General features: G+C 64.6%; 23 protein-coding genes. 21 read left to right on the top strand and 2 right to left on the bottom strand.

The window, feature by feature from the left end:
- Positions 1–1,043: 1,043 nt before the first annotated feature.
- The gene (locus FKZ61_RS08835; protein ID WP_141609720.1) at positions 1,044–2,042 is read right to left on the bottom strand and encodes a serine/threonine-protein kinase; all 999 of its coding nucleotides are present in this window, start codon (positions 2,040–2,042) and stop codon (positions 1,044–1,046) included.
- A gap of 274 nt (positions 2,043–2,316) precedes the next feature.
- Between FKZ61_RS08835 and FKZ61_RS08830 the strand changes: the two genes are divergently transcribed.
- The 14 genes from FKZ61_RS08830 to FKZ61_RS08765 all read left to right on the top strand — a co-directional run bounded on the left by FKZ61_RS08830 (position 2,317) and on the right by FKZ61_RS08765 (position 13,128).
- Positions 2,317–2,940 carry an FHA domain-containing protein gene (locus tag FKZ61_RS08830; RefSeq protein WP_170199461.1) on the top strand — a complete coding sequence of 208 codons (624 nt, stop codon included), beginning with the start codon at positions 2,317–2,319 and terminating at the stop codon, positions 2,938–2,940.
- Positions 2,937–4,199: a radical SAM family heme chaperone HemW gene (gene hemW, locus FKZ61_RS08825; protein ID WP_211358482.1), complete on the top strand. Its 1,263-nt coding sequence runs from the start codon at positions 2,937–2,939 to the stop codon at positions 4,197–4,199. The genes FKZ61_RS08830 and hemW overlap by 4 nt, the downstream gene beginning before the upstream one ends.
- Positions 4,200–4,278: 79 nt before the next feature.
- On the top strand, positions 4,279–4,821 hold the full coding sequence (coaD, locus tag FKZ61_RS08820; RefSeq protein ID WP_141609718.1) for a pantetheine-phosphate adenylyltransferase: 543 nt from the start codon (positions 4,279–4,281) through the stop codon (positions 4,819–4,821).
- 201 nt (positions 4,822–5,022) lie between these two features.
- Positions 5,023–5,409, top strand: coding sequence for an ATP synthase subunit B family protein (locus FKZ61_RS08815; protein WP_141609717.1), 387 nt, complete (start codon positions 5,023–5,025; stop codon positions 5,407–5,409).
- Between the two features lie 383 nt (positions 5,410–5,792).
- Positions 5,793–6,383 carry a YceD family protein gene (locus tag FKZ61_RS08810; RefSeq protein ID WP_141609716.1) on the top strand — a complete coding sequence of 197 codons (591 nt, stop codon included), beginning with the start codon at positions 5,793–5,795 and terminating at the stop codon, positions 6,381–6,383.
- A gap of 167 nt (positions 6,384–6,550) precedes the next feature.
- Positions 6,551–6,739, top strand: coding sequence for a 50S ribosomal protein L32 (gene rpmF, locus FKZ61_RS08805; protein WP_141609715.1), 189 nt, complete (start codon positions 6,551–6,553; stop codon positions 6,737–6,739).
- A gap of 124 nt (positions 6,740–6,863) precedes the next feature.
- Positions 6,864–7,895 carry an ACP S-malonyltransferase gene (fabD, locus tag FKZ61_RS08800; protein ID WP_141609714.1) on the top strand — a complete coding sequence of 344 codons (1,032 nt, stop codon included), beginning with the start codon at positions 6,864–6,866 and terminating at the stop codon, positions 7,893–7,895.
- Between the two features lie 26 nt (positions 7,896–7,921).
- Complete coding sequence (gene fabG, locus FKZ61_RS08795; RefSeq protein ID WP_141609713.1) at positions 7,922–8,668, top strand: 3-oxoacyl-[acyl-carrier-protein] reductase; 747 nt, start codon at positions 7,922–7,924, stop codon at positions 8,666–8,668.
- Positions 8,669–8,965: 297 nt separating this feature from the next.
- Positions 8,966–9,445: a transcription antitermination factor NusB gene (nusB, locus tag FKZ61_RS08790; protein ID WP_211358481.1), complete on the top strand. Its 480-nt coding sequence runs from the start codon at positions 8,966–8,968 to the stop codon at positions 9,443–9,445.
- An 8-nt stretch (positions 9,446–9,453) separates the two neighbouring features.
- On the top strand, positions 9,454–10,563 hold the full coding sequence (gene tatB / locus FKZ61_RS08785) for a Sec-independent protein translocase protein TatB (RefSeq protein WP_141609711.1): 1,110 nt from the start codon (positions 9,454–9,456) through the stop codon (positions 10,561–10,563).
- Positions 10,560–11,348: a twin-arginine translocase subunit TatC gene (tatC, locus tag FKZ61_RS08780; protein ID WP_141609710.1), complete on the top strand. Its 789-nt coding sequence runs from the start codon at positions 10,560–10,562 to the stop codon at positions 11,346–11,348. Before tatB ends, tatC begins: the two co-directional genes overlap by 4 nt.
- Before the next feature lie 14 nt (positions 11,349–11,362).
- A complete protein-coding gene (locus tag FKZ61_RS08775) occupies positions 11,363–11,563 on the top strand; it encodes a hypothetical protein (RefSeq protein WP_141609709.1) in 201 nt (66 codons plus the stop codon).
- Between the two features lie 154 nt (positions 11,564–11,717).
- The gene (locus FKZ61_RS08770) at positions 11,718–12,542 is read left to right on the top strand and encodes an NTP transferase domain-containing protein (RefSeq protein ID WP_170199459.1); all 825 of its coding nucleotides are present in this window, start codon (positions 11,718–11,720) and stop codon (positions 12,540–12,542) included.
- On the top strand, positions 12,535–13,128 hold the full coding sequence (locus FKZ61_RS08765) for a phosphatase PAP2 family protein (RefSeq protein WP_141609707.1): 594 nt from the start codon (positions 12,535–12,537) through the stop codon (positions 13,126–13,128). Before FKZ61_RS08770 ends, FKZ61_RS08765 begins: the two co-directional genes overlap by 8 nt.
- Here FKZ61_RS08765 and FKZ61_RS08760 read toward each other — a convergent pair.
- Positions 13,078–14,868 (bottom strand): long-chain-fatty-acid--CoA ligase, encoded by a 1,791-nt coding sequence (locus FKZ61_RS08760; RefSeq protein ID WP_141609706.1) that lies wholly within the window; start codon positions 14,866–14,868, stop codon positions 13,078–13,080. The two genes, FKZ61_RS08765 and FKZ61_RS08760, sit on opposite strands and share 51 nt — an antisense overlap.
- 535 nt (positions 14,869–15,403) lie before the next feature.
- On the opposite strand from FKZ61_RS08760, the gene FKZ61_RS08755 reads away from it, so the two are divergent.
- The 7 genes from FKZ61_RS08755 to FKZ61_RS08725 all read left to right on the top strand — a co-directional run bounded on the left by FKZ61_RS08755 (position 15,404) and on the right by FKZ61_RS08725 (position 23,996).
- Positions 15,404–15,835 carry an OsmC family protein gene (locus tag FKZ61_RS08755; protein WP_141609705.1) on the top strand — a complete coding sequence of 144 codons (432 nt, stop codon included), beginning with the start codon at positions 15,404–15,406 and terminating at the stop codon, positions 15,833–15,835.
- A 34-nt stretch (positions 15,836–15,869) separates the two neighbouring features.
- Entirely contained in the window at positions 15,870–16,769 is a 900-nt protein-coding gene (locus tag FKZ61_RS08750) for a hypothetical protein (protein ID WP_141609704.1), read from the top strand.
- A complete protein-coding gene (locus tag FKZ61_RS08745) occupies positions 16,766–17,197 on the top strand; it encodes a thioredoxin family protein (protein WP_211358480.1) in 432 nt (143 codons plus the stop codon). The genes FKZ61_RS08750 and FKZ61_RS08745 overlap by 4 nt, the downstream gene beginning before the upstream one ends.
- A gap of 10 nt (positions 17,198–17,207) precedes the next feature.
- The gene (locus FKZ61_RS08740) at positions 17,208–18,998 is read left to right on the top strand and encodes a proline--tRNA ligase (protein WP_141609806.1); all 1,791 of its coding nucleotides are present in this window, start codon (positions 17,208–17,210) and stop codon (positions 18,996–18,998) included.
- A 4-nt stretch (positions 18,999–19,002) separates the two neighbouring features.
- A complete protein-coding gene (locus FKZ61_RS08735) occupies positions 19,003–20,379 on the top strand; it encodes a bifunctional folylpolyglutamate synthase/dihydrofolate synthase (protein WP_141609703.1) in 1,377 nt (458 codons plus the stop codon).
- A 63-nt stretch (positions 20,380–20,442) separates the two neighbouring features.
- Complete coding sequence (gene era / locus FKZ61_RS08730) at positions 20,443–21,384, top strand: GTPase Era (protein ID WP_170199489.1); 942 nt, start codon at positions 20,443–20,445, stop codon at positions 21,382–21,384.
- Between the two features lie 176 nt (positions 21,385–21,560).
- Positions 21,561–23,996: an endonuclease MutS2 gene (locus FKZ61_RS08725; RefSeq protein WP_141609701.1), complete on the top strand. Its 2,436-nt coding sequence runs from the start codon at positions 21,561–21,563 to the stop codon at positions 23,994–23,996.
- Positions 23,997–24,026 lie beyond the last annotated feature (30 nt).

Genomic DNA, 24,026 nt, shown 5'->3' with positions numbered 1-24,026 from the left:
GTCGTGAAAGGTGGCTCTGGACTTGGGATACCAAGCAGCCTGTTGACAAGGCACATCGCCGGCTGGGCAGAGGGCGTGGCCCATGAGTACTACCAAGGAGAAGAGGCCAAAGAGAGCTGGCGTGGTGCGCTCGATGGCCAAATCGCTCCACTGGCGTTGCGTCTCGATGCCCAAGTGAGTTCGGCTCGGTATCACTGTAGGCATGATCCACCACCATCCGCAAACCACAACCATAACCTGATTCGTGAAGGTATTGATGTGTAATAGGGGGATTTATTTTACTTGACCTCTTCCCCCACAGGCACCACAGCGTACTACACCCGAGCCATAGCAATTCTCACATCGCTTAGTTTTACCTCCACTTAGAAGGTCACCGCTGTCATAGTAGGTACCCTTACCCTTACACTTGGGACACCGAAGTGACCCCTTACCACTGCAAGCTTTGCATGTTGCCATGGCTACCCCCACTTGATCAGTTCGTGTAAACAGAAAAAACGCCCTAGAGACGAAAGCATCATCTAAACTGTGGTCCTTTTGAAAGCGAAAGTTTCCCGACTCTCGTCAGATGCGCCACCTGGCGGGTCATGGATTCGACGAGCGCATTCAAAACCGTCGGTTTCAATTTGGCATTGGTATAATCATTTCCACTCCCTGCAGAGTTTATCCAAAACAGGGAGAGAATGTAAAGCCCTTTTTTGAAAATTTTCAAAAATTGAAAATGAGTACCGTCAAGCCAAACATGAATTTGACCTGACAGCAGTTTGGAGTTGCAAAAACGAGAGGTTTGAACTGGATGGCAGTCTAACGCTAGTCCAGTCTGGCGTAAATACCACAGCAGAAACTTCAGGTGCCCTCTGGGCGCACTATCTCTGGTGGATGTTATCGGCGAATTTCTGCTGGGATTTATGGCTCTGCTGCAAAAAGGTCAAATGAGGACGCTGCCCCACGCAGATGAACGCGGATTCGGGTGATTCTCTCCTGCGCTTCTTTGTGCCTTCGTGCCTTTGCGTTCAGAAATACCCTTTTTGCAGGGGAGCCATTTACTAAAGACTAACGATCAGGGCGATGATCAACAGGGTGAGCGCCGTGAGGATCAGGTGCAGGTTCTGGCGGAAGAGCTCCCGCCAACTGGGTTCCGGTTCCGGTGCCGATTGCACCCCCATGGGCGCGACGGGCAGAGCGGTGCCGAACAGCAGCTCCCGGAAGGCCCGAGCTGAGGGAGGGCGTTCGTTGGGGTGCATGGCCAGGGCCTGGAAGATGGCCCGCTCCACCCGTGGGGAGACGGCCGGGTTGAGCTGACGAATGGGCGGCAGGCAGCCGGGGCGCAGGAAACGCTCCTTGGCATCCACCGGCGGTACGCCAGCCAGGAGGTGATACAGGGTGGCACCCAGGCTGTAGATGTCGCTGCGCACGTCGGTGAAGCCGGTGTCGCCGCCGTACTGCTCCAGGGGCGTGTAGGCCACGGTCCCCCGCCCCTGAACCACGGTGACGGTCCGGCTGTCGTCGGACTGAAGCACCTTCACCAGTCCGAAGTCGACCAGCTTCACCACGCCGTGGGGCGTAAGCTTGATGTTGCTGGGCTTGATGTCCCGGTGCAGCACAGGCGGCTGCTGATCGTGGAGGTACTCCAGGGCGTCCAGCAACTGGCCGGCCCAGCCCAACACCTGCTCTTCGGGCAGGAACTCGCCCCGCTGGCGAACCTCCCGCACGATCTCCTGGAGATCCCGCCCGTCCACGAAATCCATCACCAGATATTCCCGGCCGCCTGTGGTGAAGTAGTCCGAAACTTTGGGCAGGTTGGGGTGATCTAGCCGGGAGAGGATGCTGGCCTCGGTCCGAAATTGTTCCGAGATCTGCTTCATCTCCTGTTTCGAGCGGGCCGGATCCGAGAGGGTGGGCAGAACCTCCTTCACGGCACAGATGCGACCGTCCAGGCGCAGATCCGTGGCTTTGTAGACGGCCCCCATCCCGCCCTGCCCCACCAGCTCCAGGATTTTATAGCGCCGACGCAGGACGGTGCCGGCTTCTAAAATGGGTAGCACCTGCATCTCCTACACAAGTTTGGCCTTTGATCCAGCGTTCGGGGCATCTCCCTGCCCTGGGCCCCCTCCCTGGACGCATTTTTCTTGTGCTTTATTTTTGGTATAATGGCGACTGTATCCAGTATCATCTGCCCCCTGTCTACGGAGCATTATGCGCGACACTGGTAGCCGTGTCAATTTGGTCGAAAGCATGACTATGCCAATTAAACCTGAGCAAGAAGATACGACCCCCCTTGGCCATGAACCTGCGGCCCCCCGGCAGCGGGAAAGCGCCATGCTGGTTCTCCAGCGGGGCTCAGAGGCAGGACGTCGCTGGCCTCTGGATCGCTCCCGCCCCATCACCATCGGGCGCAGCGAGGAGTGCGACATCATGTTGCCGGACCGTCAGGTGAGCCGCCTCCATGCCCGCATTCGCTGGCAGGGGGAATATTACCAGCTGGAGGACCTGGGCAGTAAGAACGGCACCCACGTCAACGGCCAGGAGGTACAGTCGGCCACCATTTTGCACGACGGCGACGAGATCCAGATCGCCCTGCGTTTCAAGCTGGCTTTTGTGGACGCAGGTGCTACCGCCCCCCTGACCTTCGAGCCTGCCACCAGCGGCTTGCGCCTGGACAAGGAGACCCGCCAGGTCTGGGTGAACGGCAAGTTGATCGATCCGCCCCTCAGCCTGCACCAGTATCGCCTGTTGGAAGCCCTCTGGGATGCCGGCGGCGGCGTGATCACCCGAGATCAGGTCATTGCGGCCGTCTGGCCGGAAGCCAGCAGTGAAGGCGTGAGCGAACAGGCCATCGATGCCCTGGTGCGCCGCCTGCGGGAGCGGATTGCCGAGCTGGACGAGGATTTCCGCTATATTGTGACCGTCCGGGGACACGGCTTCCGCCTGGAGAATCGTTGACCTTGTGGGAACCCATGTCCGCCGAGCCTGAATCGGCCTTCTCGCCCCTGGGGCTCTACATCCACGTCCCGTTCTGCGAGCGGAAGTGTCCCTACTGCGATTTCAATACCTACGCCGGTTTCCAGCACATTCACCAGGATCTGGTGGACGCCCTGTGTGCCGAAATGGCCCGCTGGCAGGAGCCCCTGCAGGCACGCCCCATCACGTCCATCTTCCTGGGCGGGGGGACGCCCACCCTGTTGACGGCCGGCCAGCTGCACCAGATTTTCGAGGCGGTGCATCGTCACTTCTCCCTGGCGCCCGGCTGCGAAATCACCAGCGAAGCCAACCCCGGAACGGTGGACCGGGACAAGTTTCAGGTGTTGCGCTCCCTGGGGGTGAATCGCCTGAGCCTGGGGGTCCAGAGTTTCCAGCCCGACGAATTGCGCTTTCTGGGGCGCATCCACGACGTGGCCGACGTCTACCGGGCCTTTGAAGCAGCCCGAACGGCCGGCTTCGACAACGTGAACCTGGATTTCATGTTTGGCCTGCCCGGCCAGAGCCTGGCCGACTGGCAGCAGACCCTGGAGGAGGCCCTGGCCCTGGCGCCGGAGCATCTCAGCCTGTACAGCCTGATTGTAGAGCCGGGCACGCCCCTCTACCACTGGGTGCAGCGGGGGGAGGTGCCCCCTCCAGACGATGACCAGGCGGGAGCGCTGTACGAGGCCGCCATGGAGCGCCTGGCCGCGGCGGGCTACGTCCACTACGAGATTTCCAACTGGGCCAAAGCCGACCCTGCCCGGCCGCTCTTGTCCCACGAATCCCCCCCTTGGGCCTGCCGTCACAACCTGCTCTACTGGCGGAATCAGGAATACCTGGGCGTCGGTCCCGGCACCCATAGCCACCTGCGCCAGCCGGGAGAGGGCGGGGTGCCGGTGAGCCGCCGCTGGTCCAACCAGAAGCCGGTGCCGGGCTACATCCGCCGAATCCGTTCCGGCGCGGAGGTGACCGACTTTGCCGAGGAGCTGACGCCGCCGGTGAGCATGGGCGAAACCATGATGTTGGGCCTGCGCCTGGTGCGGGAAGGGGTGCCGTTTCTTCGCTTCCAGCAGATCCACGCCGTGGATCTCCGCCAGGTCTTTTCCCAGGAGCTGGAGCGGCTGGAGACGTGGGGGCTCATCCAGATGGACGAAGCCCGGGTCCGTCTCACCCGGCAGGGGCTGATGGTCGGAAACCAGGTCTTCTGTCGCTTCCTGCCGGACGAGGCGGCAGAGACATAGGCCTGAAAATCGATCCGGCGTGTGGAGCCGAAGGATACAAGGGGCCGGCCACGGGTCGGCTGTGGAAAGGGTTTGCACCATGATTCGTGCTCTCTACCCGGGCACTTTCGATCCGATTCACAACGGCCATATCGACATCGCCACCCGGGCCAGCCGTATCTTCGACGAGGTGGTGGTCGCGGTCTACGATGCGCCGCCCAAGAAGCTCCTCTTCACCACCGAGGAGCGGGTGCAGATGGCCAGCGCGGCCCTCACCCATCTTCCCAACGTCAGCGTCATTTCCTACCGGGGCCTGACGGTGAGCTGTGCCCGTTCGGTAGACGCCCAGGTGATCGTGCGGGGGTTGCGCAATGTGGCCGATTTCGAGTTTGAACACCAGATCGGCTGGGCTAATCATCAGCTGGCGCCGGAGATTGAGCTATGCTGCCTGTTCTGCAACGGCGAGTATGCCAACCTGAGCGCCACCATCCTCAAGGAAGTGGCCAGCCTGGGGGGGGACTACCGACAGTGGGCCCCGGAACATGTCCGCCTGGCCCTGCAGCGCAAATTCCCGGAAGCGGATTCGGCCGCGCTGCCCAACGTGGTCTCGCGCAGCGACGGCAAGCTTTCCCATCATGGGTAAGGACTCTCCCGACGGAAGTCCGGCGATTGCTTCAATTTCCAACCGCAGGCCGGTTGAGTGTGCCCTGCGGTCCAGCGTCCAAGCGGGAGGTGGCTCATCGCAATCCTACAGCTGGTCGATCAATTGGCCGACATGCTGAGCCAGGGATGGCACATACCGTTCACGCCATACCGGGTCATTCGCGCCCGGGATTTTGAGCAGATGATCGAGCGGCTTCGCATCAACGTGCCCAGCTCCATCCGGGACAGTGAGCGCACCCTGGCCGAGCGGGATCGGATTCTGGCAGAGGCCAGCGCCGAGGCCGAGCGTATTATCCAGCAGGCCCGGCAGCAGGCCATGGAGATGGTGAGCGAACGAGCCCTGCTGGCCACGGCCCGTCAGGAAGCGGAACGGATCATCGAGGAGAGCCGGGCCCTGGCCCGCCGCCGCACCGAAGAGGCCGACCGGTACGCGGTGCAGAAGCTGGAGGAACTGGCCGAGCGGCTGCAGCTACTCCTGCGGGAGGTCAACAACGGCATCCAGATCCTCCAGGCCCCGGAAGACGAAGAGGCAGACGAGGCATCCCCTGGTCCATCCAAAGGCGCCTGAGCCTGCCGGAGGGGGCAGGCCAGGGGTGGCACTGGTTCCGGTGGCACGCACCCGAAGATCGGGCAAGGTTTTGACAGATGGACGCCCCAAAGCTATAATGACCATCTGTCTGCGTACCGGCAGCCTCTCACGGTAGGGGTTCCCGTGGCCATCCTTCTGGCCTGCCGAAAAGGGCTGCGCTGGCGCCGACAGGTCCGGTGAACCTGGCCGGGTACCGGTCAGGGTTCTGGTAAATCCCGGCAGAAACTCGTCGGTGGTTTCCACCAGAAGGCGTGCAGCCAATCTCTGCCGCGGTATTGACGGTACTTACGCCGGACTGTACGAGTGGTCGAAAACGACCCGGCACATTCACAGGAGCCCTGCTGTGTCAGGGGCAAATAGCCATGCAATTCAACGTTGCTCAACTGCTCAAGGAGCCCACTGGCTCGACCCGTCGTTACGAGTTGGTGGAGGACATCCGAGACATTGATCCGGAGTTGGAGCTGCTTGGCCCGTTGATGGGCCAGGTCCAGCTCATGCGCACCCACAGCGGTGTACTGGCCAGGGGACACCTGAGCACGGCCGTGAAGGTGATGTGCAACCGTTGCCTGGAACCCATTGCCATGGCGGTGCGCTTTGACTTCGAGGAGAGTTTCCGCCCGCTGACGGAAGTGCACACCGGCCGTTTTATCCTGCCCCAGGAGTTTGAAGGCGCGTCCGAAGAGCTGGAAGATGAGGCGCTGCTCATCGACGCCCACCACATTTTGGACATCTCCGAGGTGGTACGTCAGAATATCTGGCTGGCGCTGCCCATGTATCCAGGCTGTAACTGGGAAGGCGCGGGAGAATGCCCCAACTGGCTGAACTATCAGCAGGACATGCGCAACGTGGATGTCAGCCTGATCACAGAGGAAGAGCAGGAAGCCGATACAGGCAGCATCGATCCCCGTTGGGCGGCCCTGTTGCAGCTCCGCAGTCGGCTGGAAGACGAGTAAAGGCTCTACTGCACAAAGGTCAAATGAGGACGCTGACCCACGCAGATGAACGCTGATTCGGGCGATTCTCTCCTGCGTTTCTTTGTGCCTTTGCGTTCAAAAATGCCCTTTTTGCAGCGGAGCCAGTAAATCGCGAGTTATAGAGATTATTTACAAAGGAGTCCAAAATGGGTCCACTACCAAAACGAAAAGTGAGCAAGGGCCGGCGTGATCGTCGGCGTGCCCACGACGCCATCGGTTCGCCCAAGCTGGTGGAGTGCTCCAACTGCCACCAGATGACCATGCCGCACCGGGTCTGTCCCCACTGTGGCTACTACAAGGGGCGGCAGGTCCTGGATCTGGCGGATCAGGTCTGAGCGTCGAGACAGGCGTGCCCAGGGGGGGATTTGGTGAACACGACCAAATCCCCTTTTTGTTGTGGCTCTGATCTGTGGCGGATGGAAAAGCCGTCCGCTCAAGCGCTGAAGGATGCACGTTGACATGACGGTGGAATTCCCGTTGATTCATCAGCACCTCCTGGGGGGGGAGCGGGCCGTCGCCCTGCTCTTCCCCGGCCAGGGCAGTCAATTTGTGGGCATGGTGGATGACCTGGTGGCCGCCTATCCGGCGGCCCAGGCTGCCATGGCCGAAGCGGATGAAATCCTGGGCTTTGCCCTCAGCGAACTGTGCCGGCAGGGGCCAGAGGAGGTACTCACCGACACCATCAACGCCCAGCCGGCCCTCCTGGCTGCCAGCGTCGCCATCCTGCGGGCGCTGGAGTCGGAACTGGAAGGGCTGCAGGCCCAGGCAGGTAGCTCGGGGCAGCCTGTCTTTGTGGCCGGCCACAGCCTGGGGGAGTACACCGCCCTGGTGGCCGCCGGCAGTCTCACCTATGCCGACGGCCTGCGCCTGGTGCGGGAGCGGGGGCGCCTGATGAAGGAGGCCGGCGAACAGACGCCAGGCATGATGGCCGCTGTGCTGGGCCTGGAGGAAGAGGCCATCGCCGCCATCTGTAGTGAGGTGCAGGAGCGGACCGGCGGCGTGGTGCAGGTGGCCAACGACAACTGCCCGGGCCAGGTGGTGATCTCCGGCGACCGGACGGGGATGGAGGCCGCCATGGCCGCGCTGGAGGCCGCGGGCGCGCGCCGGGTTGTTCCCCTGGCCGTCAGCGTGGCCTCCCATAGCCCGCTGATGGCACCGGCCGCGATCGCCCTGCAGGAGGCCATCGCCGCTACCCCCATTACCCCGCCCCGGGTCCCCCTGATCGCCAACACCACGGCCCGGCCCCTCAGCTCCCCAGACGAGATCCGCCAGGAGCTGGCCAGCCAGTTGACCGGCAGCGTCCGTTGGACGGCATCCATGCGCTTTGCCGTGGAGGCCGGCGTCACCGACTTTGTGGAGCTGGGCCCAGGGGATGTGTTGACCAAGCTCATGCGGCGCATCGATAGCGGGGCACGCCGGCATACGGTCAATACGCCGGAAGGAGTGCGCGCCTTTGTCGACTGGCTGCGCAGCCCCCAGAACCCCAAATAACTTGTCAGGTAGAAAGAAGTGGAGCTATGGATTTTGCGGGTAAAGTCGCTTTGGTGACCGGCAGCAGCAGCGGCATCGGTGCTGCCATTGCCAGGGAATTGGCCAGCCAGGGCGCGGCGGTGGCCATCCACTACCGGGGGAACGCCCAGGGCGCAGAGGCAGTGGCCGCGGCCATCCGGGAGGAACAGGGCACCTGCGCCATCTTCCAGGCGGATGTGAGCGACGTGCAGCAGGCCGCCGACCTGGTCAAAGCTGTGCAGGAGACCCTGGGCGGCCTGGACATCCTGGTCAACAACGCCGGCACCACCCGGGACACCCTGTTGCTGAGCATGAAGGAAGAGGACTGGGACACGGTGATCGCCACGAATTTGAAGAGCGTCTATGCGGTCAGCCGTGCGGCGTTGCGGGGCATGATTCGCAAGCGCTGGGGGCGCATCATCAACATCACCAGCGTGGTGGGGCTGGCCGGCCAGGCCGGGCAATCCAATTACGCCGCCAGCAAGGCCGGTATCGTGGGCTTTACCAAGAGCCTGGCCCGGGAGGTAGCCAGCCGTAACATCACGGTGAACGCGGTCGCCCCGGGCTTCATCCCCACAGCCTTGACGAACGTCCTCAGCCAGGAACAGCATGACGACATCATCCGCAACACCCCGGTCGGGCGTATGGGCACGCCGGAGGAGGTGGCGTGGGCAGTGGCCTTTCTGGCCCACGAGCGCTCCGCCTTTATTACCGGGCAGGTTTTAAGTGTTGACGGTGGGTTGGTAATGATGTAGGATCAGGCAGGGATCATGCACGATCCCTGCCAGGTGTTGTGTCCTGCCACATCCATCGCCTGCCCTGCGCCGCTCTGTACAACTGGACGCCGGCTGGATATGCCCGTTGAATCCAGTTGAATGCAATACCGTGAATGCAGTACCGTGAATGCAATACCGACGTGAGAGCGACGTAGCCGTTCCGGCGGATGGATATTCTGAGCAAATCACAGGTACATACTTTCGTCCATGCCAGGCCAACAATCGATCCCTTGCCAGCCAACTTCATCCAACCCTTCCACCCCTGATACCGCCAGGGTGGAGGACAGCCAACGTTCTCCCGAGGAGCGCAATGGTCGCCCGGAGCACCTCCAGCTCATCCGGCAGCGGCAGCGGGCACGGCGGCTCGCCCTGCAGGCGCTGTTCGAAATCGACAGCGTAGGGCACCGACCCGGCCCTGTGGTGGACGAGCGGCTGGCCGCGGAATATCCCGGGGAACATGGGGCCGAATTCTTGCGCTGGCTGGTCAGCGGTGTGGTCCGCCACATGGACGAGCTGAATCGCCTGATCGGCAAATACGCGCCAGAATGGCCGGTGGAACAGCTGGCCATCGTGGACCGCAACATTCTTCGCATGGCCCTCTTCGAGTTAGGTGCCACCGAAGCCACGACGCCGCCGAAGGTGGTCATCAACGAGGCCGTGGAGCTGGCGAAGCTCTTCGGCAGCGATAGCAGCCCCCGTTTTGTCAACGGCGTGCTTGGCTCTGCACTGACAGAAGTGCAGCGTAAACTTTTCTAAGGCCTGCTATGGACAGCTTCTTTGGAATCGGCATCACGGAGCTCTTCTTCATCGCCATCCTGGCCCTGATCTTCCTGGGGCCGGAACGTCTACCGGGCACCATCCGGGAGGTGATGAAGTGGCTGCGGTACATCCGCAATTTGAGTCAGGAACTTTCCAGCCAGTTCAGCGAAGAGTTCAAGGCCCTGGAGGATATCAACCCCCAGCGGATCTTGAAAGAATTGGGCGACCAGCTGGAAGCGGACGCAGAGGTCCAGAAGGGCCAACCCAAGGGCGCCCAGAAGGAGGCCGGCCAGGGAAGCACCAAGGCCGCACCCAAGGACAAGCCAGTCCCCGCCGGCAAAGCGTCCACAGCCGCAGGGGCTAAAGCCACGCCAGCCACAGGGGCCAAGGCCGGCACAGCCGCCACGGCAGGCAGTCAAGGTAGTGTCAGCCCGGCCGTGGACGGGAAGGCCAACGGCCGGGGGGATGGCACCCCGGCGGCCGCTTCGAAGAAGGACGTGAATCAAACGGGTGCCAATCAAACGGGTGCCAATCAAAATGTGAAGAAGGACGGAGAGGCGGCGCCGGCAGAGGCTGCCTCTGCCCCGGCTTCTGAAGCGCGCCCGGCCACGGATCAGCCCAAGAAAGAGGGTGACCTGGCGGCGCCAGTTGCCCAGGAGATGCCCCCAGTAGCCACGGACCAGCCCCAAGCGGACCCTGCCATCCAGGCCCGGGCGGAGGCCGGTGAGGAACCGGTGAACGCCTCGGACGCCCCATCGGCCGCTGGCGAGCCCACCGCCGCGTCGGCGGACAACCGCATCCTCCCGCCCGAGTTGGAGCGTGGGATGGCTGCCCAGGCGTCTTCCCCAGAAGTTGCCCCGGATCCCGAGGCTGCCCCGGCGGAGGAAGCGCCAGCACCAGCAGCGGACGGACCTGAACCGCCTGAGCCGGCTCCCGCGGGCCAGCCACAACCAACGGCGGAAACGAAGAGCCCGTCCCCTTCGGCTGAAAGCGACCCATCCGCCGAAGTCGAGGCCGAAGCAGAGCCGGATGTGGTCGCGCCCAAGCGGCCGGCAGCCGGAACGCCTTCCATTAGTGTGAACGGGAAATCTGGCCAGGCTGAGGTTGAAGGATGAGCGAGCAGGTTCTCGATCCCATCGAAGAAAGTAGCATGACCCTCCTGGAGCATCTCCAGGAGTTGCGGGTACGCCTGATGTGGATCGTGGGCGGGCTGATCTTGGGCACCCTGGTGGCCATGATCTTCGTCACGCCCATTATCCAGTTCATCACCGAGCCCCTGGGACGTTACGGGGTCAAACCCCAGGCCATCGGCCCCACGGACACCATCGGCATCTTCTTCAAAGTCAGCTTCACGGTGGGGGCGGCCCTGGCCATGCCCATCATCGTCTACCAGATCGTAGCTTTTGTGGCCCCAGGCCTCTACCCCCACGAGCGGCGTATGCTGCTCATGATCCTGCCCGGGGTGATGCTCCTTTTCGTCACCGGCATCGCTTTCGCCTACTTTGTGCTCATGCCCGCCGCGGTGGGCTTCTTGCAGAATTTCCTGGGCGATGTGATCCGCCAGGACTGGACCATCGACCGTTACATCAGTTTCATCACCCGGGTGGTCTTCTGGATCGGGGTCTCCTTTGAGACGCCCCTGGTGATGGCCTTTCTGGCCCGGGCCGGCATCGTCAGCGGCCCGTCCTTGCTGGGCTTCTGGCGCCATGCCATCGTGATCGTGGCCATCATTGCCGCCGCCATCACCCCCACCATCGATCCGGTCAACATGACCATTGTCATGGGGCCGCTGCTGGTCCTCTATTTCATCAGTGTGGGGCTGGCCTACTTGCTCTACAAACCCCGGGAACCCCGGGACTTCTCCCAGGAGCCCTTCATCCGCCAGGATGACGACAGATAGGGACCCGGCTGACCATGGCTGACCGCTATCAGCTCATTGCCCGCAAACAGGAGGTGCGACGCCAGATCGAGCGCCTGCAGCGGGAGCTGGAAGCCCTGTGGGCCCAGGTGGGCCGCGGCCAGCAGCGCCGGGTGGCCCGGCTGGAAGGGGAACTGGAGCGGCTGATGGCGGAAGAGTATCAGTTGCGGATGGCCATCGACCGCAGCCCCGGTTAGCTCCGGCCGACAAGCGCGCCAGAGCCTGCCAGGTCGGTACCAGGTCGGTACATGAATAGAGCAGCAACCCACAGGGGGCGGCGCGTGATAGCGTCGCCCCTGTTTGAGCCTTTGGGTCCTTTCCCTGCCCACCCAGCAGAAGGAACGTTTGCCCGTGCAAACCCCGCCGCAGACCACCTTTGATGCCATCATCCTGGCCGGCTATGACCCGGACCGTCCCCACCCCTTGACCCAGGGACGCGGGGAGCCCCACAAGGTCCTGCTGCCCGTGGCCGGCAGACCCATGATCGGGTACGTCCTGCAGGCCCTGGCCGACAGCGGCTGTGTGACGTCCGGGGTCATCGTGGGGATGGAGCCCACGGCCGGCCTGGAGTTCGACCTGCCGGTGGACTACCTCCCCAACCGGGGCTCCATCTTTGCCAACGCAGCGGCCGGTTTCCAGCATCTGGCGGGCCGTCAGGACCCCCGCCGCCACGCGCTGCTGGTCTCGGCGGATGTGCCTTTGCTCACCGGGGAGATGGTGCGCTGGTTTGTGAACGCCTGTCAACCCCTGGACAAGGATGCCTATTGGGGAATTGTGGAGAAGCAGGTGCTGGAGCGAACCTTCCCCCACAGCCGGCGCACCTACCTGCGCCTGGTGGAGGGACAGTTTTGCAATGGGGATCTTTTCCTGGGGCGCATCGAGGCAGCCCTGCGCCAGCAGGCGCTGATCCGGGAGCTGGTGGAACGGCGCAAGAATGTCCTCTCCCAGTTGCGGCTGCTGGGGCCGCGGGTTCTGCTCAAGTTCTTGCTGCGGCGTCTGAGCATGGCCGATCTCATCGGCGTGGCCGACCGGGTGTTGGGGTTGCAGGGACAGCCGGTCATCCTGCCCTTTGCCGAAGCGGGCATGGACGTGGATAAACCCCATCACCTGGCCCAGGTGGAGGCCTATCTGCGCAGCCGTGGGCAACAGGCTGCCGGAGGGGCTGCCCATGGTTGAGCTGTTGCGGGCCCTGCGCTGGCATCTCCATCACTGGGATGTGGCCCTCAGCTATCGCTGGGCCCTGCGCCGGGAGCCGGCCACCCGGCCAGCGGGCTATTGGTTTGCCCGACTCTGTGCCCACATGGGGGATGGATGGCTCTGGGGGCTGGTGGCCTGGCTCCTCTGGCGGCGGTGGAACACCGGGGGCGATTCCGCTGCCGACGGCGTCAACCGGCGCTGGATGCTGGCTGCCTGGGTGGTCAACATGTTGGCCACCGCCGGGCTCACCCTCTGGATCAAACACCACATCCGCCGCCCGCGGCCCGGCGTAGCCCGGCTGATGTATGGCCGGGGGCCGGACATTCACAGCTTCCCCAGTGGCCACGCAGCACGCCTGGGGACCATCAGCGTATGGGCCAGCTCGCTATTGCCGGGCTGGGGGCGTCTGGCGTGGCCACTGGCTGCGCTCATCGGCTGGAGCCGGGTGCGGCTGGGCATCCACTACGTGGGCGATGTCTTCGCCGGTTTCCTGCTGGGCGCGGGGCTGGCGTGGCTATTTCGTCGCCACCTTCCGTCCCTGCCCATCTTCCGACGGATTGGCTGACTGGGCGGCTTTTTGAGCGGCCTGTTTCTGCCGCTCTTCTTCCACCAGGAGGCGACGCAACACCTTCCCCACCTGGCTTTTGGGCAGCTCGCTGCGGAACTCCACCTGGGTGGGCACCTTGTAGGGGGCCAGATTCTCCCGGCAGAAGGCCCGGATCTCGTCTTCGGTGGCGCTTTCGCCCGGCTTTAGCACCACGTAGGCCTTGACCGTTTCACCCCGCTTGGGATCGGGGATGCCGGCGACGGCTGCCTCCAGCACCTTGGGGTGCATGAAGAGGACCTCTTCCACTTCCCGGGGGACCACGTTGTAGCCGCTGGCGATGATCAGGTCCTTCTTGCGATCCACGATGTAGAAGTAGCCGTCCTCGTCCATCTTGCCGATGTCGCCCGTGTGGAGCCAACCCCGGCGGTCGATGACCAGGGCCGTTTCATCGGGGCGATTCCAGTACCCCTTCATCACCTGGGGCCCTTCAATGACCAGTTCCCCCTCTTCTCCCGGCCCCAGAACCCGATAGTCCCCTGTCTCATCCGGCTCCAGAGAAACCACGTGGATGGCTGTGCTGGGGATGGGCAGCCCGATGGAGCCCACCCGTCGCTGGCCGTAGATGGGGTTGGCCGCGGCCACCGGCGAGGATTCACTCAGGCCATAGCCTTCCACCAGGCGCCCCTGGGTGATCTCCTCGAAGCGGGTGGCCACTTCCACCGGCAGGGCAGCGCCGCCGCTGAGGCACGCTTTAACCGACCGCAGGTCGTACTCTTTGACCCGGGGATGGTTGTTGATGGCGGTGTACATGGCCGGTACGCCCGGGTAGATGCTGATCTTCTCCCGGTGGATCACCTCCAGGATGTGCTGGGTGTCCCGGGGGTCCGGCACGATGACCAGGGTGCCGCCGGTCGCGACGGCGAACAGCATACCCACCGTCATGCCGTAGACGTGGAAGAAAGGCAGGGCGCCCAACACCCGCTCATTGCCGGGCTCGAGCCGGGTAAACCAGGGGAGGAGTTGATGCACATTGCTGACCAGGTTACGGTTGGTCAGCATGGCCGCTTTGGGCACACCGGTGGTGCCGCCCGTGTACTGGAGGAGGATCACATCGTCCGGGTTGCTTTGGATGGTGGGCGGCGTGGCCTCGTGGCGCTGGAGCAGCTCGTCCAGGCGGTGGATGTGGGGGGCAGGCGGGACGTCGGCGATCAGGCCTTTGGCCCGCAACTGCCGGCCGGCCAGATGGCGGAAGGGCCAGCTCAGGGTGTCGGAGACGTCGGTCAGGATCACCTGCTCCACCTGGGTCTGCTCCCGGATCTGGGCCAGGCGCTGGTAGAAGCCGCTCAGCATGACGATGGCCCGCGCACCGCTGTCGGCCAGCTGATGCTGGAGCTCCCGGGGCGTGTAGGTGGGGTTGACGTTGACGATGATGGCGCCGGCTTTCAGGGCGCCAAAGTAGGCGACCACGTACTGGGGCAAATTGGGCAACATCAGCGCCACCCGCTCCCCCGGCTGGATGCCCAGGCCATGGAGGGCTGCGGCAAAGCGGTCACTCAGCTCGTGAAGCTGCCGATAGGTGTAGGCCGACTGGATGGCCAGGCCCAGGGGGAGGTACTTCAGGACCATCTTCACGGCCACATGGTTGGGAAAGCGGAACGCGCTCTCCACGAGCAACTGGTAGAGGGGGATAGACGGGATCTCGATGGTGGCTGGAACGCCGGGTTCGTAATGTTCAAGCCAGCGTGGTGGATTGCTCATGGCGCCCTCCTTGGTCAATTGAAACCATCCCGTATCGGCCTGAAGTCTACGATTTCGACCATGATGATCCTGATATCGACATCGATATGGACCACAACATGGGGTGGCCTGGCACGGGAACAATACCGGACAGGACAACGTACTGTTTTCCAGGGCACGGTACTTCCACGGCGCGCCCTGGAGATGAACGAAGGTGCTGGCCCTGGACGCCGATCTGGGGGGAGCTGTCCGTCCGAAGCACCCATGATTGTACGGCGAATCGGTAGTAGGCTAAGTATAGCACAAATTGATTGCGGCGTGGATTGACGGAGTATTGAAGGCCCGGTTAGAATGGACGCCGCGACCAGCCGAGGGTGAAGATTCAGGAGCCGGAGTTCATCACAAATCAGGGCAGGCCAACATTCACAGGCCAACATTCATGGGATGTGCCAGCCGATGATTTCAATCATCGGCCCAAGGCTGGGGTTTCTCTAGAGAAGAGAGTGCAATTCAGTTTCAACATTCAGTTCACCATTCAGTTCAACAAGGAGCAAGCATGCCTGGCACCGCGCGGGTCAAGTGGATCGAAGACAAGACATACCTGGGCATTGACGCCAACGGACGGGCAGCCCTCATGTCCGGTGGGGGGGAAGGTCCAGGGGTGAGCCCCATGCAGATGTTGCTGCTGGGGCTGGGCGGCTGCTCCATGGTGGATGTGATCAACATCCTCCAAAAGCAGCGGCAACCTGTGGAAGATGTGGAAGTGCTCCTGGATGGCCAGCGGGGCGAGGAGTGGCCCCGGCCCTGGAAGACCATCCACATGCACTACGTGATCACCGGTCGGGGGCTGGATCCCGCCAAGGTGGAGCGGGCCATCAACCTGAGCATTGAAAAGTACTGCGGCGTCCATGCCACCCTCTCCGGCGTCGCCCAGATCACCCACGACTTTGAAATTCGAGAGAGCAGGCCGGAGCCGGGAACGGGATAAGCCCCCCGGCATTGGGAAAGGGAGCAAGCAAGCCATGGATACATCCAGCCAGGCCGGCACCCGGCGGGGCCGCGGTAAAGATCTGGTAGAACACTGGACCTACCAGGCCACCCGCATCATCAACAGCGCCAGCCCAGAGGCCGCCCGGGAACGGGTCCAGACCCTGCGCCAGACATACCCGGACGCCACGCCGGAAGCCCTGGTGGAGCAGCTCATCAAACAGAAGAGCCTCCAGACGGCCGGCGTGGGCCTGCTGACTGCCGGCGCTTCGGCGGTGCCCGGGCTGGGAACCCTGGCCACCTTGACCCTGGGCACGGCGGCCGACATCGGCATCACCCTGCGCATGCAGACCGAGCTGGCCCTGGAGATCGCCGCCCTGTACGGCCATGACCTGCCGCCCGAACGCCTGCGCAATGTCATCATGCTCATCACGGGCATCAGCCTGGGCGGGGAGCGCCTGGTGGGACAGGCTGGCCGCCGGGTGGCCGAAGGCGTGGCAGAACGGCTGGCCAGCCGCTCCGCCGTCAAGGCGCTCCCCATCGTGGGGGCCCTCGCCGCCGGCGCCATCAACGCGGTCACCACCTACGTCATCGGCCGCCGGGCCCACGCCTACTTCTCCCTGGGGCCAGAGGCCATGCCCTCCTGGGAGGAGAGCCTGCGGGCCATCACCGGCGTCGATGAGCGCAAGATAGTCACCTGGCTGGAAGAGCTGGTGGACGGCCTGAAGGAGGGCGCCCGCAGCCGGCGGCGTCACCTGGTGGATTCCCTGCGCAGGCTCGAGATGCCCCAGTTGCTGCCCGACCTGAACCCCCGACGCCTGGGCGAACAGGCGGCCCAGGTGGTCTGGACGGCCGGCGGAGACCTGCGGGATCGCCTGGCCAGGTTGGGCCGCCGGGAACGAGACCACGCCGGCGGCCAGGAGGAGCGGCCATGATGGGCCGCCTCTGGAAGCGCCTGGCCCGCCGGCCCGCGGTCCAGGAAGCGCCACCTGCCGAGCCGTCAACTCGCCCGCCCGAGCCCCGGATCCTCACCGACGCCGATTTCGCCGCGGCCCTGGCCGGGGAAGAGCGGCTCCTGGTGGTGGACTTCTGGGCCGAGTGGTGCCAGCCCTGCACCATCATGGCCGCCTACGTGGACTTCCTGGCGGCCGACTTCGGCCAGCAGCTGGCCGTGGCCGCCCTGGACGTGGACGAAAATCCCGAGACGCCGGCCCGGTACCAGGTGATGGGCCTGCCCACCCTGCTCTTTTTCCGCCGGGGTGTGGAGGTGCACCGCCAGGTCGGCCTGTGCGACTACGCCGAGCTGAAGGAGAGGGTGGCCCACTTGCTGGCAGACACAGACACCGAACGGACGGACGCCTGACGCCATGCGCATGTCACGACTGTTTTTCCGAACCCTGCGGGAAGTTCCTGCCGACGCCGAGAGCGCCAGCCATCGCCTGCTGCTGCGGGCCGGCCTGGTGCATCAGCTCGCGGCCGGCATCTTCGACTTCCTGCCCCTGGGGCAGCGGGTAAAGGCCAAGATCGAGGCCATCATGCGGGAGGAGATGGACGCCATCGGCGGCCAGGAGGTGAGCCTGCCCCTGGTCCATCCGGCCGAGCTCTGGCAGCGCAGCGGCCGCTGGTACCAGATCGGCGACGATATGGCCCGCTTCACCGACCGCAACGGCCGGGCCTACTGCCTGGCCATGACCCACGAAGAGGCCATGGCCGAACTGGTCCAGCAGGTGGTGCGCAGCTATCGACAGCTCCCCCTGCTGCTCTACCAGATCCAGACCAAGTTTCGCGACGAGCCCCGGCCCCGGGGCGGCCTGATCCGGGTGCGGGAGTTCACCATGAAGGACGCTTACTCCTTCGACCGGGATCAGGCCGGCCTGGACGCCTTTTACCCCCGGATCTACCAGGCGTACTTTAACATTTTCCGGCGCTGTGGCCTGGATGTGATGGCCGTGGAGAGCGACACCGGCATGATGGGCGGCAGCATGGCCCACGAGTTTATGGCCCTGACCCCCGTGGGCGAGGATACCCTGCTCCTCTGCGATGCCTGTGGCTACCGGGCCAACCGCCAGATCGCCCGCTTCCGCAAGCCGGAGCCGCCCCAGGCGTCCCCCCTACCCCGAGAGGAAGTCCACACGCCGGGGGTGGACACCATCGCCGGCTTGGCTCGTTATCTGGGCATCCCGGAAGCGGAGACGGCCAAAGCCATCTTCCTGGTGGCCGAGATGCAGGAAGACGGGTCCGGCGAACCCCGCGAACAGTTCGTCTTTGCCGTGGTGCGGGGCGACATGGAGCTGAACGAAACCAAGCTGGCCAACGCCGTGGGCGCGCGCCGGCTTCGGCCGGCCACCCACCAGGAGATCCGGGCCATCGGCGCCGAGCCGGGCTACGGCTCCCCGGTGGGCGTCGACCGCAGCCAGGCCCTGGTGGTGGTGGATGACCTGGTGGCCCGGTCACCCAACCTGGTGGCCGGCGCCAATCGGCCCGACTACCACTTCCGCCATGTGAACTTTGACCGGGATTACCAGGCCCATGTGGTGACGGACATCGTGGCCGCGGCCGAAGGGCATGGTTGTATCCGCTGTGGCAGCCCCCTGCGTGCCGCCCGGGGCATCGAAGTGGGCAACATCTTCAAGCTGGGCACCCGATACAGCGAGGCCATGGGCGCCACCTACCTGGACGAGGAGGGCAACGCCCGGCCCCTGGTCATGGGCTCCTATGGCATCGGTTCCGGGCGGCTCCTGGCCAGCATCATCGAGCAAAACCACGACGAGTACGGCATCATCTGGCCCATCACCGTCGCGCCCTATCAGGTCGCCCTGGTGAGTCTCTTCACCGGGCGGACGCCCCAGGTGGTCGAGGCGGCAGACCGGTTCTACGAAGCGTTGATCGGCGCCGGGGTGGAGGTGCTCTACGACGACCGGGACGAGCGGGCCGGCGTGAAGTTTAACGACGCCGACCTGCTGGGCATCCCCATCCGGCTGACTGTGGGCGCCCGGGGGCTGGCCGAAGGCCTGGTGGAGTTGAAGCTGCGGCGCAACGGCGAAACCCGGCCCGTGGCCGTGGAGGAACTGGTGCCCGCGGTGCAGGAGGCCATCCAGGCCGAGCGGGCACGGATTGAAGCGACGTTAACCCAAGAGGTTTTGGACATTCAACCAGGACGATAACCCTGTGGAACAACCTGATTTTCCCTACTACAACACGGTCGACCAGATCTACCATGCCGAGTGGTCCACCGCCAAGCTGGCCCGGCTGGAACTGCTGCGGGAATCCATCCGCGCCCTGTGGCCCAACGGCCATCCCACCCGGCTGATCCACGTGGCCGGCACCGGCGGCAAGGGCTCCACCTGCCGTTTTCTGGAGCTGGGATGCGGCGTGGTCGGCCGGGCCGGCGCCTTCATGAGCCCTCACCTGTTCGACTACCGGGAGCGATTCAGCATCGACGGCGAGTTCGTGAGCCGGCAAGACGTGACCCGGATCTGGCAACAGCGCATCCAGCCCCACTGCGTGCGCCTGGCCCTGCGCAACCCCCACCACGTCCACACCTTTCACGAGGTTTCCATCCTGATGGCGCTGGCCCTCTTCGAGGAGCATCAGGTGGAGTGGGCCGCCATCGAGACCGGTGTGGGCGGCCGCTACGACCAGACCCGGGCCCTGGACGTGGAGGCCACGGTCCTCACCAACGTGGGCAGCGACCATGCCCACATCCTGGGGCGGGAACAGTGGCAGCGGGTCCTGGACAAGGCCGGCATCGCCCGGCCGGGGGTGCCTTTCTTCACCAGCGATGCCGACCCGGCCAACCTGGAGATCATCCAGGCCGTCTGTGAGGACGTGGGCGCCCCCCTGACGGTGATCGGCCGCCAGGAGGTCTACGCCCTGGCGGAGCGGGCCACCGAGCTTTGCGGCGGCTCCATCCCGGAGGAATCCCTCCTGAGCGCCGACTACCAGCAGTGGAACGCGGCCCTGAGCTTTGCCGTGGTCCGCCATCTCTGTCCCCAGGCGCACCCGGACCAGATCCTGCGGCGCTTCATCGACGCGCGGCTGCTGGGGCGCTTCTGGAAGGTGGAGGAGGGCATCTACGCGGACATCGCCCACAATGCGGAGAAGATCCGGGCCCTGGCTGGCGAGATCCAGCGCAAGTTTGAGCACCAGCAGAAGATCCTGGTCATGGGCATCTCCGGCCACCGCATCCCCACCGAGGTCTTTGGCGCCCTGGCCCGAGTGGCCCGGGCCATCATCATCACCGGCGCCTCCTACAAAGGCCAGGATCCCAACAAAGTCCGCAGCGAGCTGGAGGCGATCACCGGGGACACGCCCATCCTGGTCATTTCTGAGCCCCGTCAGGCGCTGGAGATCGCCAGGTCCATGCGGGGGGAGAACGACATCATCCTGCTGACCGGCTCCACCTACATGATCGAGCAGGTCTTGAATCCGGATCCGTACATGCGGTATCTGAGCGCGACCTTTGGCTGGCGCATGCGCACCAACACCGAGGCCACCGGCACCATTCAGCTGAACCTGCCCAAGCCGCCGTCGCCCTACCGCTGATGTTTGGGTCAATGAAAGGGGAGCATCGTGGACGGTGAGTCGACCCTGCTGGACGTAGCGCAACTGCCCGCAGACCATCGCAGCGGTTTTGTGGCTGTCATCGGCCGGCCCAACGTGGGCAAATCCACCCTGTTCAACCGGCTCCTGGGGCAGAAGATCGCCATCACCAGCCCCAAGCCCCAGACCACCCGGGATCAGGTCCTGGGCATCTTGACCCGGGAAGACACCCAGATCATCTTTCTGGACACCCCCGGCATCCATCAGCCCCGGCACAAGCTGGGCGAGTACATGGTCACCGTGGCCACCGAAACCATCGAAGATGCCGACGTGGTTCTCTGGCTGGTGGATATCAACGTGCCGCCGACCGAGGAGGACCAGCAGATCGGGACGTTGCTCCATCAGCTGCAACAGAAGGGCACCCTGCCGCCCCTGGTGCTGGGCGGCAACAAGCTGGACCTGTTCCAGGGCGACGAGGGCGCGCTGGCCGTTCGCCTGGACGCGTACGCGTCGCTGTTGCCCTGGCTGGCCCAGGGCGAAGAACCCCTGCGGCGGGTGGCCCTCAGCGCCCTGACCGGCGCCGGCGTGGACGAGCTGGTGGCGCTGTTGCGGGAGCTCCTGCCCCTGGGGCCCCGATATTACCCGGCGGATCAGGTCACCGATTTGCAGACCCGCTTCATCGTGGCCGAGCTCATCCGAGAGCGGGCCCTGCACCTGCTCCAGCAGGAAGTGCCCCACAGCATCGCGGTGGTGGTGGACGAATTCGTGCCCCGCAGCGAGAACCTGACCTACATTTCGGCCGTCATTTATGTGGAGCGCCCCAGCCAGAAGGGCATCGTCCTGGGGGAAGGCGGCCGCATGATCCGGCGCATCGGCCAGGAGGCCCGCCGGGAGATCGAGGAGCTGTTGGGCACCCGGGTCTACCTGGAGCTGTGGGTGAAGGTGTGGGAGAAGTGGCGCCGGCGGGAGAACATGCTGCGTCGGCTGGGCTACGCCACCCGGTCGTGAGCCCCTTACCCTGGGAATGCTTTGGTGGATGCCCAAACGCTGTGATATGATCAGGCGCGGCAGGGGGAATTTGTCCCCTCGCACTGTTTTCATGTGCGTTTGGATGTAGGCCGACCCGGCGTCAACGGGGATGGCCGTGGAGGTAAGGGCCTGCCTGGCAGGCCATCGATTGTGCCATGAATCCGCGAACCCTTCGCGTGTTGGAATACGATAAAATCCAGGAACGGCTGGCCCAACACTGCGCCTTCAGCGGCGGTGTGGAGCTGGTCCAGGCCATGTTGCCCAGCGACGACCTGGACACCGTGCGGGAGTGGCTGGCCCAGACGGCCGAGGCCCATCGGCTGCTGGAACAGAAGGCCGACGTCAGCTTCGGCGGCGTGCGGGACATTCGCCCTTTCCTGGACAAGGCGGAGCGCCACGCCATGCTCTTCGCCCAGGATTTGGTGGAGATCCGGAGCACCCTCCAGCGGGCCCGGAGCCTGCGCAACATGCTCCTCCACCTGGAGCAGAGCTTCCCCCGGCTGGCCGACCTGGCCTACAACATCGAGCCCTGCGACCACGTGATCGCCGAGATCGGGCGCTGCATCAACGACCGGGGCGAAGTGATGGACCAGGCCAGCGAAGCGCTGGCCCGCATTCGCCAGGAGCTGCGGGTCGCCCAGGAGCGGCTCCTCAGCACCCTGGATCGGCTGGTCCACAGCCCGGATATCCGCCCCTATCTCCAGGACGCGCTGGTGACCCAGCGCCAGGGCCGCTACGTGATCCCGGTCCGGGCCGAGTACAAGGGGCAGGTGGAGGGCATCGTCCACGACCAGTCCTCCAGCGGCGCCACCCTCTTCATCGAGCCCCTGAAGGTGGTCCAGCAGAACAACGCGGTGCGGGAACTGGAGCTCCAGGAGGAAAAGGAGATCCGCCGCATCCTCACCGAGCTGACCGAGCTCATCGCGGACGAAGCCATCTACCTGCGGCGGAATTTCCAGATCCTGGCCGAGCTGGACTTCATCTTCGCCCGGGCCCGCTATGCCTTCGCCCTGGAGGCCACCGTGCCGGAGATGGTGCCGTGGCGTCCGGTGGCAGAAGCGGGCGACGATGGCCAGGTGGAATTCCAGCATCCGGGCTCGGTGATCGACCTGCGTCGCGCCCGGCACCCCCTGCTGGATCCGGAGCGGGTGGTGCCCATCGACGTCTACCTGGACGATGAAACCTACATCATCGTCATCACCGGCCCCAACACCGGCGGCAAGACGGTTACCCTGAAGACGGTGGGGCTGCTGGCCCTGATGGCCCAGTCTGGCCTGATGTTGCCCGTGGAGCCGGGCAGCAAGCTCAGCGTCTTCGAAGGCATCTACGCCGATATCGGCGACGAACAGAGCATCGAACAGAATCTGAGCACCTTCAGCAGCCACATGACCCACATCATCGAGATCCTGGAGGAGGCCGACCCCCGCAGCCTGGTCCTCCTGGATGAAGTGGGGGCCGGCACCGACCCGGATGAGGGCTCGGCCCTGGCCATGGCCTTGCTGGACAACCTGCGCGATCGGGGCATCACCACCTTTGCCACCACCCACTACAGCGACCTGAAGCTGTACGCCCACAACACGCCGGGGGTGCGCAACGCTTCGGTGGAGTTCGACGTCGAGACCCTCAGCCCCACCTACGAGCTGAGCATCGGCCTGCCCGGCCGATCCAACGCCTTGACCATCGCCCGGCGGCTGGGGCTCAACCCGGTCATCGTGGACCGGGCCGAGACCATGGTGCGGCCAGACGCCCTGCAGGCTGAAGCCCTGCTGGATGACATCAAGCGGGCCCGGCAGGAGGCTCTCCAGGCCAGCGAACGGGCTCGGGAACGGGAACGCCAGATCCAGGCCCTGGAGGCCGACCTGCGCTACCAGCTAGCCCAGATCGAAGAGGCCCGCCGCAGCGTCATCGCCGAGACCCGGGCCCAGATGCAGGCGGAGCTGGAGGAAGTACGCCAGGAAGTGGAGCAGATCCGCCGCCGGCTGGCCCAGGGCGGTTCCCTGGGGGGCGCGCACCAGGAGTTCCTGGCCCGGGCCCAGCAGACGCTGAGCACTCGCCAGCGCAGCCACGGCGAAGTCGACCCCCAGGTCATCGTCCCGGGCAACGCCGAAGAGCGGCTGGCCGGCCCCATCGAGGTAGGCGACCGGGTATGGGTGCCCAGCCTCCAGGCCAGCGGCGAAGTCCTCTCCGTCAACCCCCGGGCCGACGAGGCGGAGGTCCAGCTGGGCAATTTCCGGCTGAAGCTGCCCATGAAGCGCCTGGAGCTGCGCCAGAAGGCCGTGCGGGAGAGCGCCCCGGCCCCCAAAGTCCGAGTTCAGGCCGGTGCCGTCCACGAGAGCCCGGGCATGGAGTTCGACATGCGCGGGGAGCGGGTTGAGGAGGGGCTGGAGAAGCTGGACCGCTATCTGGACAGCGCCTACCTGGCCCGGTTGCCCTGGGTGCGCATCATCCACGGCAAGGGGACCGGCGCCCTGCGGGATGCCGTACGGGCCATGCTGCGGGAGCACCCGGTTGTCGGGGAATTTCGTGCCGGCGATCTGGGCGAGGGTGGCGACGGCGTGACCGTGGTCAAGCTGATCGACGAGGGCTCGTAGCGCCCGGCCAACAGCCCGGCAAACGGCAAA

It is taken from the genome of Litorilinea aerophila (assembly GCF_006569185.2).
GTDB lineage: Bacteria > Chloroflexota > Anaerolineae > Caldilineales > Caldilineaceae > Litorilinea > Litorilinea aerophila.
The sequence above is the reverse complement of the archived record's forward strand: the minus strand, read 5'-3'. Positions and strand labels throughout refer to the sequence as shown.

Coding starts and splice junctions, on each gene's coding strand:
- FKZ61_RS08725 (WP_141609701.1), top strand. CDS start 21,561: ATGAATCCGCGAACCCTTCGCGTGTTGGAATACGATAAAATCCAGGAA.
- fabD (WP_141609714.1), top strand. CDS start 6,864: ATGACGGTGGAATTCCCGTTGATTCATCAGCACCTCCTGGGGGGGGAG.
- FKZ61_RS08830 (WP_170199461.1), top strand. CDS start 2,317: ATGCTGGTTCTCCAGCGGGGCTCAGAGGCAGGACGTCGCTGGCCTCTG.
- FKZ61_RS08815 (WP_141609717.1), top strand. CDS start 5,023: ATGATCGAGCGGCTTCGCATCAACGTGCCCAGCTCCATCCGGGACAGT.
- fabG (WP_141609713.1), top strand. CDS start 7,922: ATGGATTTTGCGGGTAAAGTCGCTTTGGTGACCGGCAGCAGCAGCGGC.
- FKZ61_RS08740 (WP_141609806.1), top strand. CDS start 17,208: ATGTCACGACTGTTTTTCCGAACCCTGCGGGAAGTTCCTGCCGACGCC.
- FKZ61_RS08755 (WP_141609705.1), top strand. CDS start 15,404: ATGCCTGGCACCGCGCGGGTCAAGTGGATCGAAGACAAGACATACCTG.
- rpmF (WP_141609715.1), top strand. CDS start 6,551: ATGGGTCCACTACCAAAACGAAAAGTGAGCAAGGGCCGGCGTGATCGT.
- FKZ61_RS08750 (WP_141609704.1), top strand. CDS start 15,870: ATGGATACATCCAGCCAGGCCGGCACCCGGCGGGGCCGCGGTAAAGAT.
- tatB (WP_141609711.1), top strand. CDS start 9,454: ATGGACAGCTTCTTTGGAATCGGCATCACGGAGCTCTTCTTCATCGCC.
- FKZ61_RS08775 (WP_141609709.1), top strand. CDS start 11,363: ATGGCTGACCGCTATCAGCTCATTGCCCGCAAACAGGAGGTGCGACGC.
- tatC (WP_141609710.1), top strand. CDS start 10,560: ATGAGCGAGCAGGTTCTCGATCCCATCGAAGAAAGTAGCATGACCCTC.
- FKZ61_RS08760 (WP_141609706.1), bottom strand. CDS start 14,868: ATGAGCAATCCACCACGCTGGCTTGAACATTACGAACCCGGCGTTCCA.
- coaD (WP_141609718.1), top strand. CDS start 4,279: ATGATTCGTGCTCTCTACCCGGGCACTTTCGATCCGATTCACAACGGC.
- FKZ61_RS08810 (WP_141609716.1), top strand. CDS start 5,793: ATGCAATTCAACGTTGCTCAACTGCTCAAGGAGCCCACTGGCTCGACC.
- FKZ61_RS08745 (WP_211358480.1), top strand. CDS start 16,766: ATGATGGGCCGCCTCTGGAAGCGCCTGGCCCGCCGGCCCGCGGTCCAG.
- FKZ61_RS08765 (WP_141609707.1), top strand. CDS start 12,535: ATGGTTGAGCTGTTGCGGGCCCTGCGCTGGCATCTCCATCACTGGGAT.